This is a genomic window from Brucella tritici (assembly GCF_902825325.1).
In the GTDB taxonomy this organism is placed as follows: Bacteria; Pseudomonadota; Alphaproteobacteria; order Rhizobiales; family Rhizobiaceae; genus Brucella.
Genome location: NZ_CADEAR010000001.1, coordinates 392073 through 409890, shown reverse-complemented (window position 1 = coordinate 409890; position 17818 = coordinate 392073). Strand labels below are relative to the sequence as shown.

Sequence of the window (17818 nt, the reverse complement as noted above, 5' to 3'; positions counted from 1 at the left end):
GTATGTGTGGTGATAGCATAATCATACCGAGGCTGCGCATTTGCCTGATTCCGCCGAAGCGGTGCGCCGGATCAGATTAGTGATCAATGCGACAGAAAGAAGTCTTACTTTATTACCCTTGGGAATGGCTGTGGATCAATTAATTTGAACCCAAATTGTTTTCATACCGCATGTATTTTATTTCAAATACTTCGCGCGGCCATGCCCTCGATTTCGACCTTCAACTCCGGTCGTGCCAATCCGGCGACATAAACGAGAGTTGTCGGCGGAAGGCTACTGCCCAGAATTGTGGTGCGGATGTTTTTGGCGTGTTCCGGGTCGAGCCGGTCCACCAGAAAAATGTTGAGCTTGATAAGGCTCGCCGCCGTGAGACCTTGACTGGCAAGGATGTCCACGATGTTGCGCAGCGCCCATTCATATTGTTTTTCGGGTTCTTCAGGAATCGTGCGATCGCGACCCATACCGACTTGACCGGCGATGACCAGAAGCTCTGCACCGGTAGGTATGATCGCCAGATGCGAATAGGCAGCTATCGGGGGCGCGACATTTTCAGGGTTGAGAATGCGAACAGCCTGTCGGGTTTCTTCTGCCAAAACTGCCTCTATCTCCAGAGAACATTCAGGCCCGAAACCGGTCCGGGCCCTACTTGTCGGTTCAGCCGATATCTTCGACCTGATCAAGATACTGGCCATATCCCTCCGCTTCCATCCGGTCTTTCGGAACGAAACGCAGCGATGCCGAATTGATGCAATAGCGAAGGCCGCCGCGATCTACCGGGCCGTCGGGGAAGACATGTCCCAGATGGCTATCGCCATGCGTCGAACGCACTTCCGTACGCACCATGCCATGCGAGATATCGTTCAGTTCCGCAACATTCGAGGGTTCAATCGGCTTGGTGAAGCTGGGCCATCCGCAATGGGACTCATACTTGTCGGCGGAAGCGAAAAGTGGTTCACCGGAGACGATATCAACATAGATACCCGGCTCCTTGTTATAGAGATATTCGCCGGTTCCGGGGCGCTCGGTGCCGCTTTCCTGCGTGACGCGGTATTGCTCCGGCGTGAGCTTCGCAATCGCTTCCGGGGTCTTGCTGTAGGTCATTTTTTGCGCTCCCTTGATATGTGCCCTGAATCTAGGATGAAGGGAGCAACTATTCCAGTCCATCGCCAATGACGAACTGTTGAAGAATGAATTTGCGTATGTCGGAAATCCTCAACCCGTGGACCTGTCACTCACCGGCTGATCCGAACACGCGGGAAGATTTCCATGGTCAGGTAGTGCTCGTCAAAGCTTGAGATATGAACGAGCGCCGATCGGTTGAGAAACTCGACCTCATTGTTGCGGAAAACCAGAAGGTCGTCCTCGCGCAGTTCGCGCAGCATTCGATTGATATGGATCGGGGTGAGCCCGAGCGCATCTGCGAGTTCGCTCTGTGTCAACGGACAGAAAAAGCTGTTTTCGTCACCCGTTCCATTGATCCGGGCCCTGTGACCGAGTTCGAGCAGAAGATGCGCAATTCGTACAAGCGCACTGCGGCGACCAATACTGATGAGATGTTCGATCAATATTGCCCGCTGTCGTGCCATGAGTTCCATGAATGTCATGGCAAGGCGCGGCGATTTGAGCAGGCTTTCGGTGAGGTGGTCGAGGGAAATCTCGAGTACCGAGAGTTCCGTAACCGAAATCAGGGTGTAGTAGTTGAAACCCAGCCCGGTTCGGAAACCCAGAAAATCGCCTTTCATGGGAAAGTCCAGAATCTGGCGGTCGCCATCAGGAAGGTCGCGATAGATGCAACCCCAGCCGCTCTTTATAATATGAACCGAGTTGGCCCAGTCTCCCTGGCTGCTGACTACTGTATGCGAGGCATAGCTTTTTGAGGAAATTGGCAGGGCGCCGAGCACGCTGAGATCGCTTTCGTCGAAGACCGCACCAATGGGTGCGCTCTCCAGAAAATGGCGCAGCGTTTTAGCGTCGTCGGCATTTACCACCATATAGCCTACCTGCTGTTTTGCCCAGTAAAGGAGAAGATGCGTTGTAAGTCTGACGTCCCCGCGTTTCGTTTTCCCTGCTCGTCCCGGAGAGGCTGGGTCTGTGATGAGTTTCAGCGAGGGCATTTGTTTTGGCAAGGTAGTAATTTCTACCACTAATTGGGTATATATCTTCGCTTCGCCTAAACCATATTCTGCTGAAGCCATTAATCTAGGTTAATGACACTAAAAGAATTTTGGGGCAGTCTTTTCGTCAAATTAAGAACAAAAACAAGAATTGCTTCCGGGGTTTTGTCTAAATCTCATGAAGATAAATAGAACAGGCAGAGGATGCGCTTACTTGATTGTGATGTGCAAACAATGGGGTCGTGCGCATAAGTCAAACTAGAGGGCGATCAAATGAACATTTCTCCACAATTCAGTAACAGGACGAGTGAGTTAAAGAATAACGGCTTCGTTGCATCGAAGGATGCCTCTTTCAAGCCTGAACAGCCGAACGACAGCATGTTGCCGCTACTGGTCATTATAGACAACCGTGCGTTGGATCGCGAATGCCTCGCACATGGACTGACGAACCACAGTATCGAAATGTCGATCGCCACATTCAGCTCGTTCGAACAGTGGCAGCATCAGCGTAGGGGCCGCACGGCGGGCGCAGTGCTCTTCAATATCGGCGGTCAGAAGGTCTCGGACCCGGCTGTCGGAAATTATCTCAATCGCATCGTCACCGATTGCGCTCCGGCGCCTGTCATTCTTTTGGCGGACAAGGAAGAAATCTCTCAGGTTCTCAAAGCGCTCGACCATGGCGTGAAGGGATATATCCCGACATCGGTCAATGTGAATGTCTGCGTTGAAGCATTGCGTCTTGCGATGGCAGGTGGAACCTTCGTTCCGGCCAGCAGCGTGCTTGCTCTCCGTCACGCAACAGATCCAAATTCGCAGCGACTGCAGCCTCTCGGCGGAATGTTCACCCAGCGTCAGGCCGAAGTGGTCAATGCGCTGCGCCGGGGCAAGGCGAACAAGATCATCGCCTATGAACTGAAGCTGCGTGAAAGCACTGTGAAGGTTCATATCCGCAACATCATGAAGAAGCTGAAGGCGTCCAACCGAACCGAGGTGGCCTGCATTATCAACGAGATGTTTCCGTCGGAAACATCGTTTTCCGATTTGCAGTAGGACTTGGCTGGCGTTAGAGCGAATTTCATTCCGGTTGGATCAGATCGACACCATAACTGCTTATATTATAAGCATAATCTTATCGATCTTCGCTTCGCTCCGGTCGGATTATGCTCTAGCGGGCGGCACCCAGTGGGTGGGTTGAACTCTTCCGTGAAGGAGAATTTTGGTGATTATCTCCGACGTTTCAGCAGGAAACGGGCGGCAGCCGGTGGCTGATCTGCTCGACACTATAAAACGTAGAAAAATGATGCTGATCGTGCCGGTGCTTGCAGGCGTGGCTGTCGGCTTTGCAGGCTATCTTACTGCGCCGGTCAGTTATGTGTCGGAGTCCGTGCTGGTGCTGGATATGCGGCGATTACAGGCGCTTCCCAATGAAAGCGCGATCACGCCTCTGCCGCAGGACAGCCCGGTTCTGCGTTCGGAACTGGACATCATCAACTCACGCATGATGGCGCGCAAGGTCATCGACATTCTGCACGCGGAGAACATCGTCGTGCCAACGGCATTTCGTTCGCGTACGGTATTGTCGTCCGCTTCCGATGCCGGAGAGCAGGAAAAAGGCGGACGCGATATCGATCCGGCCATGCGTGAACGCCAGCAGATCGATCTTCTTCTTTCACGGCTGCGGGTTACGAATGACGGCCGGTCCTACACCATCTTCATTTCGTATCGCGCTTCTGATCGGGCCTATGCAGCTCAGGTCGCCAATGCTTTTGCCACGGCCTATCTCGATCACCAGATCGATGTGCAACAGTCGGCCACGCGGCGTATCAGCGAATGGCTCGGCGAGAAGCTTGGGACTTTGCGCAGCGATCTTGAAGGCGCCGAGCGTGCGGCGGAAGAATTCCGCCAGAAGTCACGGCTTGCAGGTGAGCAGGGACAGATCAGCTTCCAGGCACAGCGTGTGGCGGCTCTGAACAACGAGATTGTTGCCGCGACGGGAGCGGTTTCGCTGGCAGAAGCGCGGTTGCGCACCGCAGAAGAACTGAAAAACAATAATGAAGCACCTGCTCTGGCCGAAGTTCTGGCTTCGCCTGCGATCCAGGCCTTGCGCAACGAGGAGGCGCGCGTCGAGCGTCAGCTTGACGAATTGCAGTCGAACGGTGCTCTGAAAAGTGCCGAAATTCCGGTGCTGAAGGCTGAACGGGAAGCACTGAAGCAGCAGATTTCAAGTCAGGTCGGAGAAATCATCAAGAGCCTCGGCAATGAAATCCAGATAGCGCGCCAGCGGCGCAGCGGGCTGGAAGATGCGTTGAGGAATGCGGAAGCTGACCTCGCCGAAGCCAATCAGGCCCAGGTCAAGGCCGTGCAACTCGACCGCGAAGCCAATGCCAGCCGCACCGTCTATGAAAGCTATCTGACGCGTTACAAGCAGCTGATCGAGCAGGATGGTATCGCCGCACCAGAAGCGCAGATGATCTCACCTGCGGAACCGGCAATGGCCAAGGCCAGCCCGAACCTCGCAAACTGGCTGCTTCTGGGGCTGGGGCTCGGCGGTCTGGTTGCGCTTGCCGGCACCATGCTGAAGGAGACATTCGACAAGATCAGGCCTGCGCAGACGGCGTCTCTGGTGCTGCCCGGCATTCCGGCGGCAACGCTGCTGCCGGTTTCGCCACAACTGACGGTGCCGCTTCTCGTCAATCGCGGTCTCGATCCGGCGAGTCCTTTCGGCCGCGCAATCAAATCCGTGCATGATCGTCTGCGGGCGCTGACACGCGGTCGGGATTCACTAGCGCTTTCCGTCGTGTCCCTGTCCGACGGTGAAGGAAAGACCCTGCTGATTACCGCGCTTGCACAACAGATCGCCGCGACAGGCATAACGGTTGCGGTCATCGACGCGACGAACAAGCGGTCGGGTCTGTCGGAGGCTTTCGGTCTACCGCATAACGATTACGGTGTTGTGTCCACCGGACGTCCGCTTACCGGCGCGACGCTCGTGCACGATCACGGTTCGGGGATAGACATCATCAAGCCCAACAGGCAGATGCGCGAGGGAGACTGGCTGGCTGATCTGATCGCCCAGTTGCGCGCCGATCACAAGATCATCCTCGTGGACCTCCCGGCAGTCATGGAGGACAAGCGGTCGGTTCTCCTGTCACGGGCAACCGATACGGCGCTTCTCGTCGTGCCGTCCGACCGTCAGGACCAGAACGCGACCAATGCGCTGATCCAGACGATGGCATCTTTCGGACGGAAGCCTGCACTCGCGGTCGTGAACCATAATTCTTCGTCTTATCCCAACTGGATAGCGCTTCCAGTCGCGCTTTGCGGATTGGGATTGCAGAGCGCAACACGGCGCATGAAGACCTTCTTCTCGCGACGACGGAAACCGGCGGCGGACAGCGTACAAGAGCAGGCCTAGAGCGCGCTTCGATCTGATTGGATCAGATCGGCGCTCTAATCCTTTGTTTTGAACCACGCATCTTTTCCGAAAACGGTTTCACACTTTTCGGGATGCGCTCTAAAGGGGCACAGATCATGTCAAGCAAAGTGTTCAGCAATCGTGGCAGATATCTCCGCGCAACGGTGCTTTCCAGTCTTATTCTGATCGGCGGGACTTTAGGAGCGCTTGCGGATGGGCAGGCCTATCGTGTGGGTGCCAACGACGTGCTTCAGGTAACTGTCTACGGGCAGCCGTCCCTCACAGGGCTTTATCCCGTCGATGTGGATGGCAATATTGGCTATCCGGTCGTGGGCAATATCCCGGTAAACGGGCTGACCACAAATGAGATCAGCGAGAAGATTGCAGGATCGCTATCCCAGCACATTCCGGGTTTGACGGTCACTGCAACGGTCAATCAGTATGCGCCGGTATTTGTCGTCGGTGATGTAAGGGCGCCTGGAAAATACCAGTTTCGGCCCGGCATGGTGGCGCTTGAGCTAACGGCGCTCGGCGGCGGGGTAGGAAAGGCCGAGTCTCCGGCGGTCACTGCAGGCGTGCAGCTGATCGCTGCTCAGCAGGAATATACCGATCTGCAGCTGCAAATTACCGCAATGGCGATCAAGCGTGCGCGTTTCGAGGCCGAACTGAACGGCACGGATTTTACCTATACTCTACCGGAACAAACGCCTGCGACCAAGGAAACAGCAGTCCTGCAGCAACACATGCTTGATGGCGAGAAGACATTGTTCGATGTTCGCCGCAACAATCTTGCTTCCGAGCGCCGGGCGCTTGAGGCACAGGTTGCAAGCTATGGCGATGAAATCCAGACCTTGCAGCAGAGCATCAAGCTGCATGACACCGAAATCGCGCTGCTGCAAGAGAATGTGGATTCCAGCAAGTCGCTGGTGGATCGCGGCCTTGCGGCAAAGTCCAGTCTTCGCGATCTGGAGCGGGATTTGTCGGCTACCCGGCGCGCCGCGCTGGAACAGGGGTCGTTTCTCGCTCGGGCGAAGCAGAACCAGCTTGCCGTGCAGCAGCGCATAGCCAATCTGGAGGAGATCCGCCGAAGCGATGCGGCCACCAGCTTGCAGGACATCGACCTCAACATGGCCCGCATGGAACGCCGCAGCAATGCCCAACTGCAGGCCATGGCTGAAATTGCCAAGTCTTCCGGCGATATCTCCTCAGCCACGCTGCGCCAGAAACTGGTCTTCTCGATCAGCCGTAACGTCAATGGCAACTTTCAGGATATCGTTGCCAATGAGCGTACGGAAATCAAACCGGGTGACATCCTGCGCGTCGAGCTTGATATGAGCAAGATTGGCGGCGGCTCGCCGTCATAGGTTTAGGCTCTCCAAAAGTCAGGAAAGGACTGCGCGTCTCCTCAGCATGAGGGATGCTGAGGAGACTTGTCCAGGATTGACAATGTAAGAGTGAAACGTCGCGGCTTGATCGGAAAAGCGGAACACGCTTTTCCGGGGGCTTCAAGCGGCGACAGGATCGGCGGTTTCCTCCAACCAATCGCGATAGACTTTACGCAGGCCGTCCTCCAGACGAATTAGCGGTTTCCAGCCGAGCGCCCGCATCCGCGATGTGTCGAGGAGTTTGCGTGGAGTGCCGTCCGGTTTGCTGAGATCATGTTCAAAGCGACCTTCGTACCCGACAACGCGGGCGACGGTCAGCGCCAGGTCCTTGATTGAAATCTCCTCACCCGTTCCGATATTCATGGGATCGATGCCGTCATAAAAGCGCAGCATGTGCAGGCATGCATCTGCAAGGTCGTCCACATGCAGGAATTCCCGCAAGGGCTTGCCTGTGCCCCAGAGCGTCACATGATCCATTCCTCTCACCTTGGCCTCGTGAATGCGCCGGATGAGTGCCGGCAGGACATGCGAGCTATTGGGGTCAAAATTGTCGTTTGGGCCGTAAAGATTGGTCGGCATAGCCGTCATGAAATGATTGCCATACTGCCGTGAGCAGGCTTGCGCATATTTCAGCCCGGCGATCTTGGCGATGGCATAGGCTTCGTTGGTCGGTTCCAGCGGGCCGGTCAGAAGCGCATCTTCGGTGAGTGGCTGTGCGGCGTCGCGTGGATAGATGCAGCTTGAACCGAGCCACAACAGGCGCTCGACGCCGTTCTGCTGGGCGGCGCGGATGAGATTCATGCCGATGGCGAGATTGTCGTAGAGAAAATCCGCCGGGTACTGCGAATTGGCCAGAATGCCGCCGACGCGGGCGGCAGCGATGATGATGACATCCGGCTTGCGGCCGCTAATGAAATTCTCAGTCGTTCCCTGTCGGGTCAGATCGAGGGTGCTGTGTGGTGCTGTGATGATGTCACAATCCGTGCCCTGCAAGCGTCGCAGTATGGCCGAACCGACCATGCCTGTATGTCCGGCAATAAATATCTTTTTGCCTTCGAGCGAATAGAGTGGGGTGGGTGCGGTTTCAGCCATAGAAGTCATTGCGTCCAACCTCCCGCATGATATTGCGCAAATCCCAATCGACCATCTCGGTGACGAGATTGTCGAAGCCGGTCGTATGCTGCCAGCCGAGGCGCGTTTTCGCCTTGGATGCGTCGCCGAGCAGGAAGTCGACCTCGTTTGGACGGAAATAGCGCGGATCAATTTCAATCAGGCAATTGCCGGATTTCCGGTCGCGGCCGATTTCTTCCACGCCGTCGCCGTGCCATTCGATCTCCTTGTCTACCGCCTTGAATGCATGTTCGACAAACTCCCGCACCGTATGCGTTTCGCCGGTCGCCAGAACGTAGTCGTCGGCGGTATCTTCCTGCAGGATGCGCCACATGCCCTCGACATAGTCACGGGCATGGCCCCAGTCACGGCGGGCATCGAGATTACCGAGCCGAAGCCTATCCTGAAGGCCACGTTCAATGGCGGCGACGGCTCGTGTGATCTTGCGGGTGACGAAGGTTTCGCCGCGAAGCGGGCTTTCATGATTGAACAGAATGCCGTTGGAAGCATGAAAGCCGTAAGCGTCGCGATAATTCACCGTCGTCCAGTAGGCGTAGAGCTTTGCCGTCGCATAGGGGCTGCGCGGCGCGAATGGCGTCTGTTCGTTCTGCGCATGGGGCGAGCTGTTGCCGAAGAGTTCGGATGTGGAAGCCTGGTAGAAGCGGCATGTCTTGCCGAGCCCCAGGATGCGCATGGATTCAAGCAGCCGCAGCGTGCCGAGCGCATCGGCATTCGCCGTATATTCAGGCGTTTCAAAACTCACCTGCACATGGCTCTGCGCGCCCAGATTATAAATCTCGTCGGGCCGCACTTCCTGTATGACACGGCACAGATTGGTAGCATCCGTCAGGTCTCCGAAATGCAGGCGGAAGCGAATGTCCTCCTCATGCGGGTCCTGATAGAGATGATCGATGCGCGCTGTGTTGAACGACGAAGACCGCCGTTTCAGACCATGGACGCGATAACCCTTTTTGAGCAGAAGTTCGCTCAGATAAGCGCCATCCTGTCCGGTCACACCGACGATGAGAGCTGTTTTCTCCTGCAAGACCCTGCCTCCAATCAGAAATTTGATGGAACCATGTTAGCGATTTCCCACGCAGGCAGAACGGCTCCAAAACGGCAATTGCGAGCCGGAACATCCCTCTTCGGATGAGGTCTGAAGCGCGTCCGGTATGGCCGGTTTCACCCAAAGAGGTAGGCGGTTCGCCCGCTGTCGGTACGGGCCATGCCTTTGTGTTTCTTGCGGTATCCGCCGCGCTATTGCGATGCTCGTTCTAACGGGATCGAACAATAGGAAGCGAAATCATGCGTGTGGTGCTTGCCAATCGTTACTTTTACCCGGACCAGTCGGCGACGAGCCGAATGGTGACGAGCCTTGCCCATACACTTGTGCGAGAAGGCATTGAAACCACGGTGCTGGCAAGCCGCAGCTATCACGACAATCGAAAGGACGTTTTGCCCGCGCGCGAAACGATCGACGGCGTGGATGTACACCGCATATGGACCTCGGGATTCGGTCGGGGAAAGCTTGTCGGGCGCGCGGTCGATTATGCGACCTTTCATTTGTCCGCCGCAGCCTGGTTCGCTTCCAATGCCAGAAAGGACGATGTCTGCGTCGTCTGCACCGATCCGCCGCTTTTATCTGTTTCGGCAGCACTCCCAGTCCGTATGCGTCGGGCAAAGTTGGTCAACTGGGTGATGGATCTTTTCCCTGAAACTGCGATGGAACTCGGTCTCATCAAGTCCGACACCATTTCCGGCAAGCTCGCCTTGATCCTGCGTAACTGGTCGATGCGCCAGTCCGCGCTGACCATTTGTCCGATAGAACGCATGGCGCAATATCTTTCGACGCGGGACATTCCGGCGGAGAGCCTGAGCGTGGTTCACCACTGGGCGGACCGCAATGAAATTGTTCCGGTGGAACCGGCGCAAAATCCTTTGCGCCGTGCTTGGGGGCTTGGTCGAAAATTCGTCGTCGGATACTCGGGCAATTTCGGGCGCGCGCATGAGTTCAAGACAGTTCTCGACGCTGCCGAACGGCTCAAACATATGAAAAGTATAGTCTTTCTGATGATTGGCGAGGGGCAGCAGCGCGGTTTCGTCGAAAGCGAGGTCAAACGGCGCGGCCTGACCAATGTGATGATGAAACCGTTCCAGCCCGTGGAGAAGCTTTCCGAAAGCCTCGGTGCGGCCAATGTGCATCTCGTCTCCCTGAAGCCGGAGCTGGAACATTGCATTGTGCCCAGCAAGTTCTATGGCGTGCTTGCCGCCGCCCGCCCGACAATCTTTATCGGCGATACGGAAGGTGAAATCGGTTCGATTGTCCGTGACTTTCAGTGTGGCATGGCGCTGAGACCGGGCAATGTCGATGCGCTGGTCGATGCGATCCTTCATCTGCGCCATTCGCCCGTCGGCCGCATGTCGATGGGCAACAATGCGCGCTATCTGATGGAGACGGCCTATTCGCGGGAATATGGTGCAGCCGTCTGGCAATCCGCCATCTCGCGCCTTGAGGAGAAAATGGTCCCGGCGGCCATGCCGGTTCTCGACCGACAGTTCCAGCCGAGGGAAATGTGATGGATGGATCGGTTGTCGTCAGCCAGCTGGGTGCGCGTCGGCACTACGCGGTTCCGCGGATTTTTGCGAACAATCAGAAACTGGCGCATTTCTATACGGATATATGTGCTTTTCAGGGGTGGCCGCGTTTTCTCAACAGCTTGCCGCCGAATGCGCTTCCATCCTCTGTACGCAGATTGATCGGACGCAAGCCACAGGGAATTCCGCTCGAACAAATGACGACTTTTCCCGGCTTCGGACTGCATTCTGCAGTGCGCAGACTGGCCAACCAGACGGGGCCGAAATCCACGGCCAATGCGATATGGGCCGGCGAAACATTCGGCAGGCTGGTTGCCGAAAGTGGCTTTCACGGCGCTGGCGGTATCTATGCCTTCAGCGGCGAAGCTGTGGAAGTGCTGTCGGCCGCACGAAAAATGGGCCTTTGGACGGCGGTTGATCAGGTCATCGCACCGCGCACCATCGTAGACCAGCTTGGTTATGAAGAGGAATTGTTGAATCCGGGCTGGCAATTGCCGGTCGAGAGTGATGGATACTCCGAGGCTTTTGCCGAGCGTGAACGCGCCGAATGGCAATTGGCCGATGTGGTCGTGTGCCCGTCGCCCTTTGTCGCCCGTCACGTGATTGAAGAAGGTTGCGCACCGGAAAAGATCGTCATGGTTCCGACCGGGGTTGATACACGCTTCCAGTTTGAACGGAAGCCGCGAGCTCCGGGTAAATTGCGTGTGCTGACGGTGGGCGCCGTCGGCTTACGCAAAGGTTCGCCCTATGTCGGCGGGGTTTCCCGATTGCTGGCGGGAGAGGTGGAGTTTCGGATGGTCGGTCCTTTGGAGTTATTGCCCGAAGCGCAGGCCAAACTTGCTGTCTCTGTAGAATTGACGGGCCCCATTCCACGCAGTGAGATGCGCAAGCAGTTTGAATGGGCGGATGTCTTTCTGCTGCCATCACTCTGCGAAGGGTCGGCAATCTCCGTTTATGAAGCACTGGCCGCCGGGCTGCCTGTGATTTGTACCGAAAATACAGGCAGTGTCGTACGCCACGGAATCGATGGGTATATCGTACCGATCCGCGACGTCAGGGAAACGGTGGAAATCCTGCGGGAACTGGCAGGGAACCCGACTATGCTGGAACGGATGGGGGAAAACGCGCGTGAACGCGCGGCTGATTATACCTTATCGCGTTATGGCGAGCGGCTGGCTTCAGCAATCTTTCAGGAGAAGACGCCATGAACATCGTCCACGTCATCGGTTCCTTCGATCCTGCCAAGGGGGGGCCACAGGCCGTCGTGGTAAGGCTGGCGGCAGCGCAGGCTACTCTTGGCCACGAGGTGACAATCATAAGCTATAGCGATGACGAGGTGAACAGACGCGCCATCAGGGCGACCGCAACCATTCCCGGTTTTGACAAGGTGCGCACGCTTCTTCTGCCGATGCCAGATCTGCGGGAAACGTTGTTCGGAGGAGCTGCCGCGAAGGCGATGCAGCCACTGCTGCGCCTCGCGGATTTCGTGCATCTGCATGGCGTATGGGAGACCAATCTGCTGCGCGCTTCGATGTTCTGTCGTCGCTATGGTGTGCCTTACTGCATATGTTGCTGCGGCATGCTCGATATATGGAGCATGCGGCAGAGCGCGTGGAAGAAGAAATTCGCGATGACGCTCGGCTTTCGTCGGATGCTCGACGGTGCAGCCTTCATTCACGCTCTTAATGCAGACGAAATCGAGCTGATGCGACCTCTTGGTCTGAAACCGCCGTCGATGATTATCCCGAACGGCATCTTCCTCAACGAAGTCGAGGGCGGCGAAACCGCTGACATCGGTTTGCCGAAGCGGCCTTATGTTCTGTTTCTGTCGCGGCTTCACTACAAGAAAGGGCTTGATATATTGGCCGATGCCTTTCGCCGCGTTGCTTCCTTGTTTCCCGATGTGGATCTGGTGGTCGCAGGGCCGGATGGCGGAGCGGAAGACGAGTTTCGTGAGCGTATTCGTCACTATGGACTTGAGGCGCGCGTTCATGTGACCGGCGGGCTTTACGGTCCGGCCAAGATCGCTGCCCTGAAACAATCGGCCTGTTTTTGTCTGCCGAGCCGTCAGGAAGGTTTCAGCGTTGCCATAACCGAGGCCCTTGCCTGCGGTGTGCCGGTGGCGATTACGGATGGGTGTCATTTTCCGGAAGTTGCCGAGGCCGGTGCCGGTGTGGTCTGCCCGCTCGACCCGATGGCTGTGGCTTCGGCGCTTGAACGGATTCTCGAAGACCCCGATCGCGCCGCGCGAATGGGTGCGGCCGGAGCCAAGCTCGTCCGGGATAACTACACCTGGCCTCGCATTGCGCATCAGACGATTGCAGCCTACCAAAGCTTTCAGTCACAGAAGACCGACGCCGTTGCAAGGCGCAAGGCGCTCCGGTCCGTTCCCGCAAGCTGACAATCAAGGCTTTCGCCGTGGCCGTACCGGCTTGGCCGGATTGCCCGCATAAACCATCCATGGGTCCATATCGCGGAAGCTGACTCCCCGTGCTCCGAGAACAGCGCCTTCACCGATACTGACGCCCGGTCCCACGAAGGCTTCAGCTGCAACCCAGCCATGTGGCCCGATGTGTATGGGCGCCGCCGTGAGCGGGAATTCCGCCTGATCGATATTGTGGCCCGCAGTGCAGAGATGCGCGCGCTGGGAGACGATGGCGAAGGGCGCAAGCGTCACATGCGCCACGTTATAGCAAAGCGCGCCCGGTCCCAGCGATGCGTGTGCTCCCATGGTCAGATTGCCCGGCCACCAGATGCGTGCACTGCCGCGCACGATGGCCGTCCTGTGAACCTTCGCGCCGAAGGCACGCAGCACCATGCCACGCCAGCGCCACAGGAAGGATGGTGTCCATGCTGCCAGCACCAGCCAGCTCGCCTGCCAGCAAAGACGTCGTACGCGGTGCTGGAATGTGAAGGTCGCGCCACCTTCCATGGGGCGCGATGCGGTCATTCTGCCCGTAATGCTCTCTGTCTGGCGGGGGCGGCTGGTTTCTCCGGTCAGCGAGCCTGTGTGATCTGAGGTCACGGTCATGATGACCATCCTTCCTGAAGCTTGCCGCTATGCGATGCCGGAAGCGGCAGGTGGATCGAGCGATTGCGAATGACGCAGAACGACAGAATGGGAATGAGAAACAATGACATGTGAATCCAGACCGGCACGACCCAATCCGTGTGGTGGGAAATGGAATGCATGGCTGGGACGATGGAAAGCATGTAAACCAATTGCCCCAGCATCTCGCCTGCCATTGCGGTTTCCCAGAGCCTGCGCATGGCCCAGGCCAGCAGCAGGAATTTCAGGGCTCCGAAGTACCAGAACGACGAAAATGCATCGACCAGTCCGGTTTCCGTCGTGCCGGTCAGAGGATTGTAATCCCGACCGGGTTCCGGGACATCGAGATAGAGTGCTTCCTTGATATTGCTGCCCACAAGTTGCGCTGGAACGAATGTAAAAATGATACGATTCCAGTGATACTTGCCGTAGTCGAATTCCAACCGCCGATCGATTTCATCGATACGTTGTACGGCATTGCGCATTTCGGGGCCGCCGCGCTCCAGGGTGCTGCGAAAATTGGCAGCGTAGTCGATTTCCAGAATCTCATCGAGAACGAAGCTCGCATCCGTGCGGGTAACCTGACGATAATCGCCCATGCTGGTCATCAGAAAAGTACCGGCCAGAATGCCGATTGCCATGACTGTTCGAGGAACGAAAATTCGCCGGTAGAACCAGAAGGCAAGAAGGAACATAAGCACCAGCTGAATGGTCTCTGCACGCTTTCCGGTCACCAGAATACGATCGAAATAGAAGACCAGATCAAAAAGAATGATCGTCAGCGCAAACCATGACGGACGCCGTGCGAAGCACAGAAGGGCGATGGCGAGGCCATAAGGCATGAGCTGCGCAAAGAAGAGATAGACCACCGGCATTCCGGTCATCTGCATGCCGATGGAAACATCTCCGGGAAGGCGACTCAAGAGGAAGTAGAACACCGCGCCGAATATCGACAGACCGGCTGCGGCCCATAGCAATCTCCGTTCGCTGAAGCTCATGCTGAGAAATTTGATCGGGCGTTTGGCCATCCGCCAGCCGAGAACCAGCATTGCAAGGGACAGGATGCCCATGATCATCGTCTTGGCATAGGCGCCAGATGGCAGAAAATGGTCATAAACGAGGGCAGGGAGCTGTGGCAGCAGAAAGCCAAAGGTCATCACGCCTGCAAGGAATGGAAACTGATACATGCGTTCGGGACGGGAGAGGAGGCCACCGGCCAGAAGGCAGAGGACGAAACCGGCGAAAATCCAGGTGAGCGAGAGGTTCATCGAACGGCTCCCGCCAAGGCGCAAACGTCAGAAAGATCAGGTGCCGGTTCGCCAGCGGCAAGATCGTGCGGGAAGATGCGGCCTGAAAGCAGATACCAGCCGAGCTTCACATATTCCTTGGCGACAAGTTCCATATCTGCAGGCGTTGCCGGGAATCCGGGATGACCGCCATCGCCGCCGATCGGGGACGAAATGAAGCGCATCTGAGGGCAGGCAGCACGGAAGCTCGCCACAGCGCGGCGCGAATGATACCAGTTGGTCACGATCAGCGCGCTTCTGGCCTGTATCTCGCGCATGACCGGCGCAGAAAACCGCGCATTTTGCCATGTGCTGCCCGATTGGCATTCCACGAAGATCGCTGATGGTTTCACACCCTTACGCACCATGATCCGCTTGTTATAAAGGCAGTCACCGTCTCCGGTAACAAGGATCACGGGCGAGCGGCCTTCCTTCCAGAGGCGGGCTGCTTGTGCTGCGCGGGGCGGCCCGTCTCCACCGGGAACGACGATTATATCCGCTTTGCCGCCATCATCCTGCAAGGTCAGAACCGGTTCTGAAAAGAACATCGCAGCAAGACCGAACAGGACGGCACAGGGCAGAATGATGAGCAGCATCATACCATACGCCGTTCCGGTGTTTCGGTTTCCAGCGGGTGCCTGACGGGCGAGTTTTCCGCGAGCAACGCAGATTGGCGCTGGCGCTGCTCTTCCGTCTTGACGACGATCATGAACTCGTAAGCGGAAAGCAGGCGGCAGTAGAGATAGCCGGGCTTGCCGTCGAGAAAGCCGCCGCGCAGCAAATACATGTAGAGGAAGCGCAGACTCGGCCTGAACGGCATGTGATAGGAGAGCGATTTCAACGCCCGCCGCCGCCGTTCTGGAACTGTCGAAAGAATTCCGCCCCAGTCGATCCTGCGTTCAAGCAGGCGGGAGGCGGACAGATCAGCCTCAGCGGAAGAGTAACGGTTGTGCTTGTCGTACCAGGCTTCAAGGCCCTTGTTGAAACTGTAATGGATGAAATGCGCCTGCAGAGCGCCTTCCGGCCCCCCGCTGGCACGTGAATGCACTGAACGCTCGAACCGGACCCGGTCGGGCCTTACCAGCCGGGTGATCCAGGTGGGATAAAGGCTCGCATGGCGTATCCAGCGCCCCATGAACATGTTCTTGTAACGCGCCTTGAAGAAGACTTCGGGTCGTTTGGGATCAGCGGCAATCGCCAGCATTTCGTCACGCAGGTCCGCCGGTGTGATCTCGTCCGCATCCGGCGTATAGACCCAGTCATGCTTGAACTTGATTTCTGTCAGGCCATACATACGCTGGCGGTCCTCGGTGTCATAGGCACGCTGAAACACGCGGGCTCCCGCTGCCTTCGCAATCTCGACCGTACGGTCGCTGCTGTAAGAATCGAGGATGACGATGTCGTCGCACCAGTCCAGCGAGGCGAGACAGGCAGGCAGGTTGACCTCTTCGTTCAGCGTCATGATGAGTACGGAAACGTTCATGAAGTTGCCCCAGGATAGTTGATGTTCGGTTTTGTTGTCGGGTTGGCCTCGGCCATTGAGGCGGCAATGATCGGACGCGCGCCCCTGGTCATGCGCAGCACGAAAAGCGTGTGCGCTGCGGCAGGGATCGCCAGTGCGAGAAGCATCGGCCAGACAGGTATGTCGAGCCGGATCGCGATATAGGCGATGGCCCCGGCCATGAAGTTAAGCGCCATAACCGCCACGGCTGTTTGCCCGCAGGAAAGCCCCGCATCCATCAGCAGGTGGTGCAGATGCTGCCGATCTGGCGAAAACGGGCTTCTGCGTGCGGACATGCGGCGCACGATCAGGCTCAGCGTATCGATGACAGGCACGATGACGACCCAGATCAGGACGGGAAAGGCGACGGCGATGGTTCCGTTCGCAAGGATGAGGATAAATCCGGCAAGCGCCGCACCGAGAAAGGTGCTGCCGCCGTCGCCAAGGAAAAGACTGGCCTTTGCACGCCAGCGATGCCGCATGTTGAAGACGAGAAAGCCGAGACAAGCAGCAGCCAGCGCGAGTGCGTGCAGCCCAAGGCGATGTTCGCCGATCCCGAAGCCGATGACGGCCAGCCAGAAAAACGCTGCAGCACTAGCCGATCCCGCCAGTCCGTCAACGCCATCACTCATATTGATGGCGTTGACGAGGCCAACAATGAAAGCGAACGCCATAATCATGAACAGCGGTCCGGTCAGAACCTGAAACAGCATTTCCGGATTGGCGGACGCTGAAGCCTCAACGCCGTCCGATGCAAGTCCGAGATAAATCTGCCGTATTCCGGCGATGCCTATCATCAGAAAGGCTGCAAGCAGCTGAATCGCGAGGCGCGGCGTGACCGGCAGGTTGAAACGGTCATCGAGAACACCGGTGATGAGGATAAGCACAAGGCCCGGCAGCAAGGTCATGGCGCTGGCATGGCCCGAAATGCCGTGCGCCAGAAGCGCTGCTACGGAAAACGAGAGAAAAATGGCGATGCCACCGCAAAGCGGAACGTTTCCGTCGTGTCTCTTGCGGGCATCGGGAATGTCGATGAGATACCATTCGCGTGCCAGCCCGCGAAAACCGAGGCAGAAGGCAACGGAAAGCGCGAAAGCCAGAAGCGTGATCCAGGAAAGACTCGTCATGTCTCCTCCGAGGCGCGTGCAAAGATCAAACTTTGGAAATTTTTACCCATTGCCGCGGTGATCCACGACTTGGCTTTAGAGCGTGCCGCATACTCCTTTCAGGTCAGGGGTTAACACCAAGGGCGACATTTCTTGCCGGTAGCAAAAGTCTATTCTGGGCCTGATCCGGAAAATCGCGCCTGCGAACGCTTTAGCCAGTGTGCCGGTGCCGGTATGCCCGCGACAGTATGAAATGG

Annotated in this window: 16 protein-coding genes; 6 read left to right on the top strand and 10 right to left on the bottom strand. The window is 57.0% G+C overall.

The window, feature by feature from the left end:
• Window positions 1-182: 182 nt before the first annotated feature.
• The 3 genes from HWX93_RS01805 to HWX93_RS01795 form a co-directional block, all read right to left on the bottom strand.
• The gene (locus tag HWX93_RS01805; RefSeq protein WP_176036277.1) at window positions 183-593 is read right to left on the bottom strand and encodes a RidA family protein; all 411 of its coding nucleotides are present in this window, start codon (window positions 591-593) and stop codon (window positions 183-185) included.
• Window positions 594-654: 61 nt separating this feature from the next.
• Complete coding sequence (msrB, locus tag HWX93_RS01800) at window positions 655-1101, bottom strand: peptide-methionine (R)-S-oxide reductase MsrB (RefSeq protein ID WP_176036276.1); 447 nt, start codon at window positions 1099-1101, stop codon at window positions 655-657.
• 131 nt (window positions 1102-1232) lie between these two features.
• Window positions 1233-1991 carry a Crp/Fnr family transcriptional regulator gene (locus tag HWX93_RS01795; protein ID WP_109987445.1) on the bottom strand — a complete coding sequence of 253 codons (759 nt, stop codon included), beginning with the start codon at window positions 1989-1991 and terminating at the stop codon, window positions 1233-1235.
• A 501-nt stretch (window positions 1992-2492) separates the two neighbouring features.
• Here HWX93_RS01795 and HWX93_RS01790 point away from each other — a divergent pair.
• The 3 genes from HWX93_RS01790 (at window position 2493) to HWX93_RS01780 (ending at window position 6893) form a co-directional block, all read left to right on the top strand.
• Window positions 2493-3164: a LuxR C-terminal-related transcriptional regulator gene (locus tag HWX93_RS01790; protein WP_419190606.1), complete on the top strand. Its 672-nt coding sequence runs from the start codon at window positions 2493-2495 to the stop codon at window positions 3162-3164.
• Window positions 3165-3333: 169 nt separating this feature from the next.
• Window positions 3334-5529, top strand: coding sequence for a GumC family protein (locus HWX93_RS01785; protein ID WP_176036274.1), 2196 nt, complete (start codon window positions 3334-3336; stop codon window positions 5527-5529).
• 116 nt (window positions 5530-5645) lie between these two features.
• Window positions 5646-6893 (top strand): polysaccharide biosynthesis/export family protein, encoded by a 1248-nt coding sequence (locus tag HWX93_RS01780; RefSeq protein WP_109987552.1) that lies wholly within the window; start codon window positions 5646-5648, stop codon window positions 6891-6893.
• 141 nt (window positions 6894-7034) lie between these two features.
• Here HWX93_RS01780 and HWX93_RS01775 read toward each other — a convergent pair whose 3' ends face one another.
• On the bottom strand, window positions 7035-8015 hold the full coding sequence (locus HWX93_RS01775; protein WP_176036273.1) for a GDP-L-fucose synthase family protein: 981 nt from the start codon (window positions 8013-8015) through the stop codon (window positions 7035-7037).
• Window positions 7999-9069 carry a GDP-mannose 4,6-dehydratase gene (gene gmd / locus HWX93_RS01770; protein WP_104754392.1) on the bottom strand — a complete coding sequence of 357 codons (1071 nt, stop codon included), beginning with the start codon at window positions 9067-9069 and terminating at the stop codon, window positions 7999-8001. The genes HWX93_RS01775 and gmd overlap by 17 nt, the downstream gene beginning before the upstream one ends.
• A gap of 260 nt (window positions 9070-9329) precedes the next feature.
• On the opposite strand from gmd, the gene HWX93_RS01765 reads away from it, so the two are divergent.
• The 3 genes from HWX93_RS01765 to HWX93_RS01755 are packed head-to-tail and all read left to right on the top strand — an operon-like array spanning window position 9330 to window position 13020.
• Complete coding sequence (locus HWX93_RS01765) at window positions 9330-10601, top strand: glycosyltransferase family 4 protein (RefSeq protein ID WP_176036272.1); 1272 nt, start codon at window positions 9330-9332, stop codon at window positions 10599-10601.
• A complete protein-coding gene (locus HWX93_RS01760) occupies window positions 10601-11827 on the top strand; it encodes a glycosyltransferase family 4 protein (protein WP_176036271.1) in 1227 nt (408 codons plus the stop codon). Before HWX93_RS01765 ends, HWX93_RS01760 begins: the two co-directional genes overlap by 1 nt.
• Window positions 11824-13020 carry a glycosyltransferase gene (locus tag HWX93_RS01755; protein WP_176036270.1) on the top strand — a complete coding sequence of 399 codons (1197 nt, stop codon included), beginning with the start codon at window positions 11824-11826 and terminating at the stop codon, window positions 13018-13020. Before HWX93_RS01760 ends, HWX93_RS01755 begins: the two co-directional genes overlap by 4 nt.
• A 3-nt stretch (window positions 13021-13023) precedes the next feature.
• Here HWX93_RS01755 and HWX93_RS01750 read toward each other — a convergent pair whose 3' ends face one another.
• The 5 genes from HWX93_RS01750 to HWX93_RS01730 all read right to left on the bottom strand — a co-directional run bounded on the left by HWX93_RS01750 (window position 13024) and on the right by HWX93_RS01730 (window position 17582).
• Window positions 13024-13569: a putative colanic acid biosynthesis acetyltransferase gene (locus tag HWX93_RS01750; RefSeq protein WP_176036362.1), complete on the bottom strand. Its 546-nt coding sequence runs from the start codon at window positions 13567-13569 to the stop codon at window positions 13024-13026.
• Window positions 13570-13646: 77 nt separating this feature from the next.
• Complete coding sequence (locus HWX93_RS01745) at window positions 13647-14936, bottom strand: hypothetical protein (RefSeq protein ID WP_109987438.1); 1290 nt, start codon at window positions 14934-14936, stop codon at window positions 13647-13649.
• Window positions 14933-15550 carry a YdcF family protein gene (locus HWX93_RS01740; protein WP_419190604.1) on the bottom strand — a complete coding sequence of 206 codons (618 nt, stop codon included), beginning with the start codon at window positions 15548-15550 and terminating at the stop codon, window positions 14933-14935. The genes HWX93_RS01745 and HWX93_RS01740 overlap by 4 nt, the downstream gene beginning before the upstream one ends.
• Window positions 15550-16437 (bottom strand): glycosyltransferase family 2 protein, encoded by an 888-nt coding sequence (locus tag HWX93_RS01735; RefSeq protein ID WP_109987436.1) that lies wholly within the window; start codon window positions 16435-16437, stop codon window positions 15550-15552. The genes HWX93_RS01740 and HWX93_RS01735 overlap by 1 nt, the downstream gene beginning before the upstream one ends.
• The gene (locus HWX93_RS01730) at window positions 16434-17582 is read right to left on the bottom strand and encodes an MraY family glycosyltransferase (RefSeq protein ID WP_176036268.1); all 1149 of its coding nucleotides are present in this window, start codon (window positions 17580-17582) and stop codon (window positions 16434-16436) included. Before HWX93_RS01730 ends, HWX93_RS01735 begins: the two co-directional genes overlap by 4 nt.
• Window positions 17583-17818: the final 236 nt, after the last annotated feature.

Excerpts from the sequence above, each read along its gene's own strand:
- HWX93_RS01760 (WP_176036271.1), top strand. The coding sequence starts at position 10,601 with ATGGATGGATCGGTTGTCGTCAGCCAGCTGGGTGCGCGTCGGCACTAC.
- HWX93_RS01780 (WP_109987552.1), top strand. The coding sequence starts at position 5,646 with ATGTCAAGCAAAGTGTTCAGCAATCGTGGCAGATATCTCCGCGCAACG.
- HWX93_RS01775 (WP_176036273.1), bottom strand. The coding sequence starts at position 8,015 with ATGACTTCTATGGCTGAAACCGCACCCACCCCACTCTATTCGCTCGAA.
- HWX93_RS01765 (WP_176036272.1), top strand. The coding sequence starts at position 9,330 with ATGCGTGTGGTGCTTGCCAATCGTTACTTTTACCCGGACCAGTCGGCG.
- HWX93_RS01735 (WP_109987436.1), bottom strand. The coding sequence starts at position 16,437 with ATGAACGTTTCCGTACTCATCATGACGCTGAACGAAGAGGTCAACCTG.
- HWX93_RS01740 (WP_419190604.1), bottom strand. The coding sequence starts at position 15,550 with ATGCTGCTCATCATTCTGCCCTGTGCCGTCCTGTTCGGTCTTGCTGCG.
- HWX93_RS01745 (WP_109987438.1), bottom strand. The coding sequence starts at position 14,936 with ATGAACCTCTCGCTCACCTGGATTTTCGCCGGTTTCGTCCTCTGCCTT.
- HWX93_RS01755 (WP_176036270.1), top strand. The coding sequence starts at position 11,824 with ATGAACATCGTCCACGTCATCGGTTCCTTCGATCCTGCCAAGGGGGGG.
- HWX93_RS01790 (WP_419190606.1), top strand. The coding sequence starts at position 2,493 with ATGTTGCCGCTACTGGTCATTATAGACAACCGTGCGTTGGATCGCGAA.
- msrB (WP_176036276.1), bottom strand. The coding sequence starts at position 1,101 with ATGACCTACAGCAAGACCCCGGAAGCGATTGCGAAGCTCACGCCGGAG.
- HWX93_RS01730 (WP_176036268.1), bottom strand. The coding sequence starts at position 17,582 with ATGACGAGTCTTTCCTGGATCACGCTTCTGGCTTTCGCGCTTTCCGTT.
- HWX93_RS01795 (WP_109987445.1), bottom strand. The coding sequence starts at position 1,991 with ATGGTGGTAAATGCCGACGACGCTAAAACGCTGCGCCATTTTCTGGAG.
- HWX93_RS01750 (WP_176036362.1), bottom strand. The coding sequence starts at position 13,569 with ATGACCGCATCGCGCCCCATGGAAGGTGGCGCGACCTTCACATTCCAG.